Origin of the sequence: Marinoscillum sp. 108, assembly GCF_902506655.1 — a bacterium.
GTDB classification, from domain to species: Bacteria; Bacteroidota; Bacteroidia; order Cytophagales; family Cyclobacteriaceae; genus Marinoscillum; species Marinoscillum luteum.
The window spans coordinates 2,006,294-2,018,964 of sequence record NZ_LR734808.1; the positions used below are offsets into that span (position 1 = coordinate 2,006,294).

Genomic DNA, 12,671 nt, shown 5'->3' on the forward strand with positions numbered 1-12,671 from the left:
TTACGGGATTAACTAACTCCTTTCTTTACTCCTACTCCGTTTTGATAATTTTTCCATTAATTCGATGATTCTTGTTATCAATTTGGTAATGATAAACACCCAACGGCACCAACTCACCGGTCATGGACTTTCCATCCCAAAATACCTTACCGTTAGTAAAATCAGATTTGCTGAACACTCGAATCAGACTACCTGATAGATCAAAAATTCTAATTTCCAGATTGGACCCACCTAATTCATTTAGCGGAAATACGATACTTTCTTTAAATGGGTTAGGATATGGGTATTTAGTTATCTCTTCAGATATTTCAATTTCAGCTCCATCGACCCTTGATCCACCGGCCGGAGTGATACTGAACCAGTTGATATTCCAGCCACTGCTCACAGCGAGGATTCTGATATCCTGAACACCAGCGGTCAACGTTACGCTCTGATCCACAGTAGCCCAGGTAGACCAGCTACCAGTAGAAGGTAAATTTACACTTCCATGCACGGTTCCTCCGCTACCCTGATCCAGCTGAATAGTGCCTCCACCACCTTCACTTGAAATTCGGTAGGAGACGGTGTAATTTCCAGAAGAAGGAATATTCACATCTTCATAGAGCATCCAATCTCCTGATGAAATTGCTCCTAAATGACTACCTCCACCTGTATCTGAGGTGCTATAAGTGTTCACTCCACTCATGCTATCATAATCTTCAGCTTCAATGACTATGGGTTGATTGCCGCCAGAATTGCTCCCAAATACCCGAAACTCGACCAAAGCAGCCCAACTGCCAGAGTAGCCAGAGGCTCCGCTCACTGAGATGCGAACATACCGGGCATTTACCGGTCCAAAGCTATCGGTTATCGGAGAAGACACTGTACCAGGAGTAGTATTACTGCTCCTGTTCACAATCGTAGTATATGACCCTCCGGCACTTGTCTTTGACTCGATAACAAACTGGTAAGCCCGGTCCTGATAAGCAACCACTTGTGTTTGGCTGATACTGTAAACATCGCCAAGATCTACCTCCAGCCACTGTGGAAAACCCTCTGCCGACCATCGGGAAGTCTCTGCCGTATTGCCATCCACTGCGTATCCGCCTGCTCCCGACGAGGTAGTCACAGATTTGTTCAACGAAAGATTGGTCAGTGATCCTCCTCCGGATTGAGTACTGACATTCACCACATTGCTGGCTGCCGAGTAATTTCCAGCTGCATCAAATGCCTTGGCTGTAAAAGAATAAGCAGTCCCGGGTGAAAGTCCCGTCACATTGACACTTGTACCAGAAGATGAAGCAACCCAACTGCCGTTATTGTAAATATCATAGCCGGTTACTCCTACGTTATCAGATGAGCCTCCCCAGGATAATGATACGGTTGTTGTGGTAGAGGCCGTACTCGTGAGGTTGGATGGTACTGTGGGGGATTGATTGTCTCCAGAGGACGTTCCTCCAAAAACACTAAACTCTACCAATGCAGCCCAACTACCAGAGTAGCCTGAAGCTCCGCTCACTGTAATACGAACATACCGGGCATTTACCGGTCCAAAGCTATCGGTTATCGGAGAAGACACTGTACCAGGTGTAGTATTACTGCTCCTGTTCACAATCGTAGTATATGACCCTCCGGCACTTGTCTTTGACTCGATAACAAACTGGTAAGCCCGGTCCTGATAAGCAACCACTTGTGTTTGGCTGATACTGTAAACATCGCCAAGATCTACCTCCAGCCACTGTGGAAAACCCTCTGCCGACCATCGGGAAGTCTCTGCCGTATTGCCATCCACTGCGTATCCGCCTGCTCCCGACGAGGTAGTCACAGATTTGTTCAACGAAAGATTGGTCAGTGATCCTCCTCCGGATTGAGTACTGACATTCACCACATTGCTGGCTGCCGAGTAATTTCCAGCTGCATCAAATGCCTTGGCTGTAAAAGAATAAGCAGTCCCGGGCGAAAGTCCCGTCACATTGACACTTGCACTAGAAGATGAAGCAATCCAACTTCCGTTATTGTAAATATCATAGCCGGTTACTCCAACATTATCTGATGAAGCACTCCATGTCAATGATACTGTTGTGGTAGTGGTAGCGGTACTGGAAAGGTTAGTAGGCGCTGTGGGGGATTGGTTATCAGTTGATCCGCCACTTCCAGTCCATCCTGGCATTTCATCCCGAACCAGCACATTGGATGCCCAAATTACGTTTTGAATCTCAGAGTTGGTATTGTATTGCTGCCACACATTTTGATCCCAACCCATGAAAAATACATACTCGTCCTGTGTAGCTAACTGAGAGGAAGTCGGTAAGTCCCAACATTCACCTATGGCAATCGGCTTACCGTCTGCCACGGATTTTACATAGTTATACCAACTGGTACTGTGACCGCTTCCATAGATGTCCATCGCCAGTACTTGCCAGGTATTTGACGCAGGCTTGTAGTCATTCCATCCTTGTCCCAAGTCTTGCATATCCCAGGTCCAGATCAGATTGGTAAGACCTTTGGTATAGGTCATGTAGTCATACATCTGCTCGAAAAGTTTCCGGGTTCCATTTGGTCCGGGTCTTCCGCCCCACCAAAAATTACCCTGATTCATTTCATGAAGAGGTCTCCAAAGCACCTCCACTCCTTCATCCTCCAAATACTGCAGGTACACTGCAATGTCATCCATTCTCTGTTTCCACACATTATTGAGATAGGTACCGTTGGTAATAAGGTCATTCCATTGAGATGAGGTTAGAGAGCTTTTGACGCCTCCCTCCCAGTTGCATGGCTCACTCTGATCCGGTGGGCATGGATGCCACATGAGATTGACCAAAGCTCCAGCATTCCATTGCTCCACTGCCTCATAAACCATGGCCCAGCGTGAGCTAGAGTTCATACGACTATCATAAGAAAAGTCGCCTCCCCATAGACCCGGATAATCACCGGTCAAACTATTGATATGGTTGGTGTGATAATCCGGATCATCTCCCGTCTTTCGGTCATTGTGCATGCCGGATACGGTATAGTTACCTGAAATACTATATAAGTAGTTCAAGGTCTCAAATTGCGTTTGTGAGTAGCCTGTGAGGCTGATACACATCAATAACAGGTAAATCGCTGAGTTCTTCATAGTAGAAGGGGTTTTGATTAGATATTTATTTCATAATTGGGTGGAATCATTCTGTAGTGGGGGTAAGAACAAAAAGCATTTCGTCCATACCTTTCAAGGTCAAATCAGGAAGAGACACTGGTTCATTTGCTGCTTTTAAAACATTGGATGACTCAAACTCACGAGTATCCGGATCATAGACCTGAACTTTGTAGTTACCTGAATCTAGCTGCAGCCGAAAGGCGGAGTTCATTTGTTCATAGTCATTGTTCAGGACACATACGAAATAGGTCTCGCCACACTTTACACCAAAGGATTGCAAACCTTCTGACTCCACATCTATACGCTCAAAACTTCCTTTGCCAGCATCAAGCATCATGTCACTAATCTGCCTGACGCTATTGAAATATGGTGTCATATTACGCTCATCAAAAAACTCCCACCACCAAGTCATTGGCAAAATAGGCGTTGGGTTAAAGAGTCCATACCAAAGTCCACGCTTATAGTCATAGTCAGACTCTTCTTCAAATTCCGAGAAATCAAGATTCCAGTCCCACTCATATCCAAACTCACCCCAACTGAAAGGCTTATTGTATTCGGATACATACATGAGTATTTCTTCAGGAATCTGCTTGGTGCGCTTATAGACATGCATTTGATTTAAGTCCAGTTCGTCCAGGGCATACATTCCTTCTATTTCCCTGTGAGAAACACTGGTAGTGACTATGTGATCATATGGGTCGATGCTCTTCAGGTAAGCCGCCATCTCCTGATGCCAATCTGTAATAACTTCATGTGGGATGACTATGCTATCCTTCTTGGTAAAAGCAGCATTATCTATTTCATTGAAAAACTCCCATGCTCCCACACTGGTAGAGTATCCCCAGCGAGCTACAAGGTATCTGAGCCTGTTCTTATATCGCTCACGAGACTCAGGTAGCGAAAAGAACTCATCTGGCGTATCGGCCGGACCACCATTCGCTGAGTTGTAGTTATGGATCTCCCACTGTCTTCCTGGCATCAAAGTATTGTGAGAGTCAAAAGCTATCATTATGTACAAGCCCAGAGAGTCACACAGCTCCAACACTTCGTCGAGTCGTTGTGCACCTCCAGGATGAAAATATTCATCTGAATCTGAATACCTTTTGGTTTGAACTACTTTATGCCACTCCAGCGGAAAGTTGTTTGGAGCCATCCACGAGCGGAAGAAATTTGCTCCATTATTTGCCAGAGTGGGCAGCAAGTAATCATAATCATATTTAGGATCTTCGTATGAACGTGACTCCCATCCTACATTCTCACCTATCCCTCTGAATGGTTTACCTGAGTCAAACTTGAGGGTCCAAAAATCATTGATATGAAGAAAACCATCATCTGAGGATGCCGCCGCACTAATCGTATTCTTCTCACTCTTATTGACAATTTTTCCGGCTTTTTCTACTAAAAACTGATAGGTATAGGTGCCTGCCGATCTAGGTGCAAATCGAGCTTTCCAAACGGCGCTTCCAGATTCACCTTTCTCGTAATAGCATGGCAGTAAGATGGAATCTCCAGCCGGATTTTCTAATACCATATTAACCGCTATCTCCCGGGCATCGTAAGGATTCTCAAAACTTTCCTTTACATAAATTTCAAACTCAGTCTTATCATATTGTTTAGGCTGCTCAGAAATCTGCTTCACCTCCAGGCTTGCGCATCCGGTCAGCCAAAAGGCGAATACGAGTAGGAGATTTATTGTAGTATTAATCTTTTTCATTTTCTAATTTTTTTTGAATCTATGATGAAGAATTCGTTCATTTTGCGAACATTTCCATGAGTGAATTAACTGATATGAACAAGGCAAAAAATAAGATCAGCACCATCTGAACATTAGAGATCAGACCAAAAGAATACTCGCCCATTAATCGCTTTTTATTACCAAGAAAAAGCATAGCTGCTACAGTAAAAGGGAGCAATAATGCTCCAAAAGCCTGAGACAGCACCATCAGTATGATTGGTCGCGCATTAAAGAGAGGAACCACCAATCCGAATATGGAGAGTATCAATACCACCAATCTGGCTGACGTTTTCTTCAGATTAAGCTTGTCCTGATTTTTATAGTCACTGATCATCATCAGCGGCAGAAGCACATTGGGAAGCTGAGACGATACACCAGCGGCCACAATCCCAATCACGAAAAACACAACAGCGAATGATCCGGCGAGTGGTTCTAAGAGTGAAAGCATCTGCGAAGTGTTCTCAAGTCTCAAGCCGGACTGGTGCAAACCTGTAGCCGCAGCTGCCATAATGGAAAAACTGATAATGAACATGATCAATGAGGAGATGGCGGCATCTCGGTTTTGAACCTTTAGATCCTTTAGAGTCCAGCCAGAGTCTCTAACCAGAACCGTCCTGATAATAAACAAACCTGAAAAAACCGTAGTACCAACCATGGAAGCCACCACCAGGTATGGAGTCTGACCTCCAGGAGAAACGGTTCCTGGAATTTGCGGAATCAACCCAGAAAGAACTTGCCCTGCTGAAGGTGACAAAATCAATAAATTGGCCAGAAAAGCCAAGGACATCAGGGCAACCAAAATCCCCATAATACGCTCCATCATCGAAGATTTTCCCACTAAAAAAATGAGGTAAACCACGCCAATGAAAAACACTGCAAAGTAGATAGCAGGGACCCCGCCTGGCGTGTAGGATAATGACCAATGATAGCACACATCAGAGATCACTCCTATCACTCCCATGATACTCCCACAAACATTGATGGTCAGAGCCACCACAAAAAATCCGGCAAATACTGGATGGATGTATTCCTTGAAAGAGTGGAGCGCTGTTTCTCCAGTGACAATGGTAAACCTGCCAAACACCTTGATCAGAAAATATGTGATGTAACAGGAAATGGCTATCGTCCACAAAAGATCCAAACCATAGTCAGCTCCGGCGTTGGACATAGCAGTAACACTTCCGGTACCAATATTGAGTCCTACCAGAAACAATCCCGGCAGGATGGATTTCATAAAGGTTTTAATCTTGCCCACTTGTTTGATCGATTAATGATTATTTGATTAGGAATAGCGTGGTTCTTCTTGGAGAAATACTCGTATTGATGGAGATACCGTCTCCCTTTGATTTAAATACCACCTCTTCTCCACTTATCAGCTCCTTGATGCTTTTAGCTCTGTTCCCGGAATTCGATATTTCCAGATCACCTTCAAAAGTCTCATTTGACAGATTCATTACGTACAGGAGGCGACCCTCTTTATGAGTGTGTTCGCGAATCATGAGATGGGTCTTATTTTGACCGTTTACAGTTGCCACAGATTTTACGCCAGCTTCACGGGCAATAGAAACGAGTACCTTGCCCGCTCCATCGTGACCATTGTAGTAGCTACCTCCAAGAGAAGTTGCACTGAGATAAGCACTTCCTTTATTTGATCTATTCTTAATCAAAGCCGGGGCCTGGACATCATCAAAGCTGGCAACCACTTCCCCGTTAGCAATCGGCTCGAGAAGCTCCTGATAATACAATCCTTCATACTCATGCTGATCACCGGCAATGGAACCGCTTATTGAAAAAGCTGTACTGGCTGAATAAATATCCAGTCGTCTGCCTCCAAACAAAGTATCCAAGCCATAACCAGGATTGATGGGGAAACCGAAATCGAACTCATCCATTACAAAGGAGTGTGCATCTGCTACCAGCACTCCGCCTTCTTTGACAAAACGCTTGAGCAACTCTGATACTTCTTTCCGGATCACCAACTGATAGGGTGCATATAGTACCTTATATTTCTTTAGTGTTTCCCAACTCAAAGGCATATCAGTCCTAATGATATCAACCTGAATGTTGGCATCAAACAAGGCTTTGTATGTGCCTTCAAAACTTTCTTGCATAAAGTAGTTCATCTTGCCAGCACTACCAGGTCTCCCCACGGCTTCCTGAGACTTCTGTAGTGCTACTATATCATATAGAATACCTGCTTCGGATTGATTTAAACTTGCTTCATACAGCATTTTTCCATGCTCTTTCAGTACGGCTCCCACATCCTTCGCGGCTTCCCCACGTGGTGCCAACTCCCCGTTAGCAAGTGTCAGGCCACGACCAAAAGCTTGCTGACCTCTGTAAAAAGGGTCCCATTTCCAAAATACAATCCCTTTGCAATTATCAGCCAGGGCAATCCAGGACATCAGATGAATGTCATCATAGCTCATAAACTGGAACAGTCCCATTCCATTTTGCTGGTTGGTCTGAGCCTCCACCAGGAAGTATGGTTTATCACCAGCATCGGCTCTGGTCACATCATACATACAGCTATATTTCCAGTAAGGCATCGGCTCCTGCGTACGATTCATATACTTGTCAGGATAGAAGGAAATCCCCCAAATATCCGTGTATGGGGATATCTGACGGCCATCTACGGTCCACTGGCTATAATCCGTATTGTTCTCAACTGTACCTACAGTGTTGATCGTCACAAAGTGCTTCTTGTCGTATTTTCGAATGGTACTTCGAGCCCATTTAGCAATGTCTCCATTATTGGCATATCTAAATAAGTCCCAATCAATGGCCGCCATCGACGACTCCCAGTTTCGGCTCATAAGTGGTGTTATCTGATTCCAATCGCCATAATCTTCTGCCCAAACCCGATTCAAAGTTTGAAGGTCTCCATACTTTGATTGGAGCCACTGACGAAACTTGGGAATGGTGATCTCGTCAATAGAGTTATAATGAGCTTCATTCCACAGGTTGTAACCTACCAGAGACTTTCGGTTTCCATACCGGTTAGCTATACTTTCAAAGTAATCCTCAATGGAGTGCATCACTTCGGGATGCATGTACTTGACCTCCTCACTAGACCTGCCAACTTCTGGGAACTCCCTGATGGCATCATCCATTTCCACCCATTTCCAGGTTGGTAAATACGCTCTATGTGTAGACTTGAGCATGATAGGCATCAAGTTCAACTGGTTCTCCTCAAGCTGATCTACAAGGTAATCTGTCCTTTTCCATGATTGAGTCTTCGTCTTTGCATCCCACTGTCCGAAAGGAAAAGGCATCACCAGATTAAAGTTGGCCTTCTTAATATTGGTCATATCCTGATCTACAGCCTTGAAGAAATCTTTATCGGTAGCGTATTCATCATGAAAGATGTTGTAAACCGTACCATAGACAATAGTTTCAGGCATTTGCACCTGTGCCATAGTGTTCTGGTAGCAGAGCAAGAGGCATACCAATAGCATCAGAATACTCGCTTTTTGCTTCGCTGATTTATAGTTCATATTCATCCTTTTTTCACCTGATTAAAGTCCCAACCTTGCTCTTTACAAATCACTTTGACGTGTGATTCCCAGGTGGGTTCATCCTCATTGCGGATGCCTCCAAAGCAGTCTATAGCCAGATACTTCACCTCTTCGCCTCGATCAGCGACTATAGAGTGCCAGGTTGATACCGGAATTCTCACCACATCTCCCGGTGATACTTCATATTCTTCTTCAACATTCTGACCAATCCGAAGTGTACCCGTACCATTCAGCACATAAAATACCTGCTCGGTATCATCATGCTTGTGAATTGGTGGAGCTTTCTCAGTTTCCAATACAACCATGAAAACTTCAGAAAACCGGGCCTCTGATCGATCCATGACAATGTCATTGATATGGGTGGGAAAATTATATCGTGTGTTATTTTCTGTTTTAAAAATATAGTCCATTGTACGTATTAAGAATTAAAATTTAGACATGAATATCTCATGAGAACATTTCAAAAACGAATATTCTCCTTAATCTATGTTAACAATCAGGTTTGTAAAAAAATGATCGGGATTACGTGATCATCACTCGACGGTTATGTCTTCTACCATTTCATACATATCAGGTAAGTCCACACTGAACAACGTGTAAGAACTCTCATAGAAAGTCTGAAAATTTGCAGCAGAACTGTGATCGATCCATGGTCCATAAAAGTGGTGACCAGTGCGTAATGGGTCATATTTATTTCTCCACATCACCACCATTCCCACTCCTTCACCTGCCAACGGTTTCAGTATCTCATTGGTCCAATACTCCGAGTACTCTTGTCCGCCATTCCTCACTCCTTCTATACCAGTCTCCGTGATTCCACAAGGTTTCATCTTTTCCTGTGAAAGTTTGGCAAGATTTTCGGCGTTTGTTGCCAGTGCGTTGGTATTTGTGCCATTGTAGCTATCCATCCCAATGAAATCCACATAGTCATCCCCAGGCCATCTGAAAAGTAAGCTACTTGTAGTGGCTGCAGCATCGAGCTGTGGTGATATCGCATAGATAAAGCTGTGCACTCCTTTCTCATCTTTCAAATAATCAATGGTGAATTTCCAGAAACTAATAAATTCATCTTCGGTAGTGCATGCCCTACCCCACCAGGACCATGTCTGCGTATGCTCATGGTATGGTCGGAAAATAATCGGGATCAACTTTCCATCATCATCCTTAAGATTATTGACAAAATCGGCCAGGTTATCCAGCCAGCCCTTGTACTTGACATTGACCTCACTACCAGTTTCGAGAATCTGCCTGACTACTGTCTGATCTGAATTGTCCCAGGAGTCACCTCCTGTGAGAGGGTTGTTAATGTGTAAGCAAGCTGTGATGACCTCACCCCTTCGTCTTGCATCCAGGATAGCCTGTCTGCGCTCTACGGTGGTAGCGGCATTGAGTGGCTGACCATTGTCCTTTCTGTCGTCCATGATCTGTGCAAAATCCACGCTAAATACTGCTGGATAATCTCCACAAACTTCTTTCACATCTGACCTGCCTGGTTCCGACACCCAATCTCTGCCGTAGATCAAACCATCGTGATGTCCGAACATAAAACCTTCTTCCTGAATGGCCCAAAGGTTGGCATACAAGGCCCTGGTCTCCTCGGTGGCCTGGTTATCTACAAGTGTTAGGGTCACTTTTTCCAATTCGTCTTTTTTCTCTTCAATGTGCGGCTCTTCCACATCCTCGCAACTCAAAATAAAAGAGCTAAGCAAGATGATACTGACAAATAATGCTCTCAACATAAAATAATTAGTTAAATGAAAGGAATAAGGGACATTAACCTCGTTTGACAAATTCAAGCCATCCTCAGAAAATGTCCTTATTCCTATTGTATGAAGAAGTAATCAATTATTGTTTAGTCACATCGATCCAATACCTTCTTGGCCGTCTTACAAACTTGTCATAATCAGAATAGATATTGTCCCAATCGTCTGTTCCACTCAAGCTAAACACAAAGGCCTGGTTTTCTGTAGTCTTACTTTTGTCATACCCCATATCCTCAGTACCAGCACCAATCAGCGTACCTGTAGTAGTGGAGCCATCAGAGAATGTGAAGTTGATATTTCCCGTGGTGTAATTACGCTCCCACTGACCTTCACCTGTGGGTATTTTTCGATAGAAATTGTTCACATCAGTCACCGGATCCCTGGTGAAAATAAAATCCGCATAGAGTCCATCATCTCCGGCATTATTGATCACTGTACCATAGGTATTACCTTCTTCGGTGAATCCACCAAACTCAAAGGTCAGCGTATTGTCAAGCTCTGCGCTCGGTCCATTGGTTTCATCCCAGAGCCAAGGTTTGTTCATCATAGGAATGACCGAAGCTCCGCCATATTCGGGACCTGTCCCTCCGTATACCACTACGTTTGTAATCGCATAGGTACCCACCAGAGTTTCCTCAAAAGGATCTACAGTAATAGTATATTCTCTGGTCTTTCCAGTAGGGGACGAAACCATCAACGTAGCACTGTTGGATGCATTATCAAAATTGAGTGTTTGGCCAGCCTCTACAGAGGACTCTCCTCCATAAGACAATGTAAGCTTCATGATTTTTATTGCACTGAAATCCTCAACAGCATATGTATTGATGGTAAACTCAATATTTCCGGTCTCAGTATTCACTCGTTCAATACTTGCTGTACCGACCTGATTTTCAAACTGAATATCAAGCACACTTCGCTCGTTATTCCATCCGCTTTCTTCCACATCATCCCATGGATCCTGAACACATGAGGTCATGGATACGATGACTATTGCTAATATGTATGTTATCTTTTTCATCTTTACCCTCTTTTAATCACCTAATCCTTTATTAAGATTTGTTTCAACTTGTGGCAGTGGATAGAAAGTTGTCTCTTCATCTGACAAACCAGCCGCATTCGGCACAACGCTCGCCACTCTTTTAAAGCGTCTCAAGTCATAGAGTCTGTTACCCTCAAATGACAGTTCCCACGCACGCTCTTGCCAGATAGCTTCTCTAAAGTCAATGACTGACAACCCTGGAGTTAAATCACCCAAACCAGCTCTGTTGCGAACAGTATTGATCTGATTATAACCTTCAGCAGTAGGCCCTACAGCCTCAGCATATGTCAGTGCGATATCTGTATATCTGATCAAAAATGGCTTGGTACTGGTTTTATCACCAATGAACTCAGGATCTATATACTTTCTTGAAAAAGGATACAACAACCCATTGTCTGGATAACTAGCGACCTCATTACCATTAGCGTCATATACAGCGTCAACCATAAGCAGGTTGCCTCTTATATCATCATCCTGAAAGGAGTTGTAAAAAGCATCGTTGGTAATGAACGCACTCCAGCCATCATGTGAAACCGTATAGCTGCCGTCTCCATCTGCCATATAGATATCTCCACCAGCCACATAAGGAATGAACAACTTCGAGATTTTCGAGTAGTCTCCTTCAATAGTACCAGATCGATCCATCGACATAATGAAGATATGCTCCGGTCCGTCAGCCTGATCTACATCATAAATATCAAGCAGATTATCATCAAAAGTATATTGAGATTGGTTGAAGAGAACTTCTCCTGAGAAGTAGGCAGCACTGTCGTACATAGCTGACACATCTCGGCTCATATCTGTATACTGAGGTACGCCATGCTCCTTAGCTGAAGCTATGAATATGTAAGCCTTCGCAGCAAGGGACTGAGCAGCTACTTTATCTGCACGTCCAAGACGCTGCTGAACACCCAATAGCTCTATTGCTTTTAGACAATCTGAAATTATGAGGTCATAAACCTCATCAATGCTACCAGCGATAGGCGCTGCAGTCTGATCTAAAGTCTGCACATAAGATGTGTGCATAGGCACTCGACCAAAGTTTCTAACCAGATTAAAGTAATTCCAAGCTCTTAGGAAATAAGCCTCACCCAAATAGCTGTTTTTGACGTCTTCATCAAATTGAGCCGCTGGTAATTGATCGAGTATGTAATTGCTTCGATTGATTGCTATATACGCATACTTAAAGAAATTTACCAGACTGGAATTCGTTGAAAAGTTCTGTACAGTCCATTCGTTCAGCTCATGTCGGTCTATAGATGCATCTTGTTTTGGGCCAGCCTCTTCCGTGGGCATATCTCCTACCAAAAAGACAGTTCTTGAATATTCTAAGAAGGTCAACGCATCGTAGGCATATGAGATCGCTGACTCTGCATCGCCTGGAGTATTCAGGAAGTTTTCTTCCGAATAAAATCCGTATGGCTCTTCCTCGAGACTACATGCACTCACAATAAGCAATGCAGTCGCTAATATTTGTATTTTGAATAATTTCATGATT

Annotated in this window: 8 protein-coding genes; all 8 read right to left on the minus strand. The window is 43.8% G+C overall.

Going from position 1 to position 12,671, the window contains the following annotated elements; all coding sequences use genetic code 11:
• Positions 1-31: 31 nt before the first annotated feature.
• The 8 genes from GV030_RS08250 to GV030_RS08285 all read right to left on the minus strand — a co-directional run bounded on the left by GV030_RS08250 (position 32) and on the right by GV030_RS08285 (position 12,667).
• Positions 32-3,097, minus strand: a complete 3,066-nt coding sequence (locus tag GV030_RS08250; RefSeq protein ID WP_159581645.1) for a carbohydrate-binding protein — start codon at positions 3,095-3,097, stop codon at positions 32-34.
• A gap of 46 nt (positions 3,098-3,143) precedes the next feature.
• The gene (locus tag GV030_RS08255; RefSeq protein ID WP_159581647.1) at positions 3,144-4,832 is read right to left on the minus strand and encodes a DUF5060 domain-containing protein; all 1,689 of its coding nucleotides are present in this window, start codon (positions 4,830-4,832) and stop codon (positions 3,144-3,146) included.
• 37 nt (positions 4,833-4,869) lie between these two features.
• Positions 4,870-6,087, minus strand: coding sequence for an Nramp family divalent metal transporter (locus GV030_RS08260; protein ID WP_221413303.1), 1,218 nt, complete (start codon positions 6,085-6,087; stop codon positions 4,870-4,872).
• A 40-nt stretch (positions 6,088-6,127) separates the two neighbouring features.
• Positions 6,128-8,350, minus strand: a complete 2,223-nt coding sequence (locus GV030_RS08265; RefSeq protein ID WP_159581651.1) for a beta-galactosidase — start codon at positions 8,348-8,350, stop codon at positions 6,128-6,130.
• A gap of 2 nt (positions 8,351-8,352) precedes the next feature.
• Complete coding sequence (locus GV030_RS08270; RefSeq protein ID WP_159581653.1) at positions 8,353-8,781, minus strand: cupin domain-containing protein; 429 nt, start codon at positions 8,779-8,781, stop codon at positions 8,353-8,355.
• A 123-nt stretch (positions 8,782-8,904) separates the two neighbouring features.
• Positions 8,905-10,110 (minus strand): glycoside hydrolase family 26 protein, encoded by a 1,206-nt coding sequence (locus GV030_RS08275; protein WP_159581655.1) that lies wholly within the window; start codon positions 10,108-10,110, stop codon positions 8,905-8,907.
• 106 nt (positions 10,111-10,216) lie between these two features.
• Positions 10,217-11,152, minus strand: coding sequence for a hypothetical protein (locus tag GV030_RS08280; RefSeq protein WP_159581657.1), 936 nt, complete (start codon positions 11,150-11,152; stop codon positions 10,217-10,219).
• Positions 11,153-11,164: 12 nt separating this feature from the next.
• Positions 11,165-12,667: a RagB/SusD family nutrient uptake outer membrane protein gene (locus GV030_RS08285; RefSeq protein ID WP_159581659.1), complete on the minus strand. Its 1,503-nt coding sequence runs from the start codon at positions 12,665-12,667 to the stop codon at positions 11,165-11,167.
• Positions 12,668-12,671: the final 4 nt, after the last annotated feature.

Excerpts from the sequence above, each read along its gene's own strand:
- GV030_RS08270 (WP_159581653.1), bottom strand. The coding sequence starts at position 8,781 with ATGGACTATATTTTTAAAACAGAAAATAACACACGATATAATTTTCCC.
- GV030_RS08285 (WP_159581659.1), bottom strand. The coding sequence starts at position 12,667 with ATGAAATTATTCAAAATACAAATATTAGCGACTGCATTGCTTATTGTG.
- GV030_RS08265 (WP_159581651.1), bottom strand. The coding sequence starts at position 8,350 with ATGAACTATAAATCAGCGAAGCAAAAAGCGAGTATTCTGATGCTATTG.
- GV030_RS08275 (WP_159581655.1), bottom strand. The coding sequence starts at position 10,110 with ATGTTGAGAGCATTATTTGTCAGTATCATCTTGCTTAGCTCTTTTATT.
- GV030_RS08280 (WP_159581657.1), bottom strand. The coding sequence starts at position 11,152 with ATGAAAAAGATAACATACATATTAGCAATAGTCATCGTATCCATGACC.
- GV030_RS08260 (WP_221413303.1), bottom strand. The coding sequence starts at position 6,087 with ATGAAATCCATCCTGCCGGGATTGTTTCTGGTAGGACTCAATATTGGT.
- GV030_RS08250 (WP_159581645.1), bottom strand. The coding sequence starts at position 3,097 with ATGAAGAACTCAGCGATTTACCTGTTATTGATGTGTATCAGCCTCACA.
- GV030_RS08255 (WP_159581647.1), bottom strand. The coding sequence starts at position 4,832 with ATGAAAAAGATTAATACTACAATAAATCTCCTACTCGTATTCGCCTTT.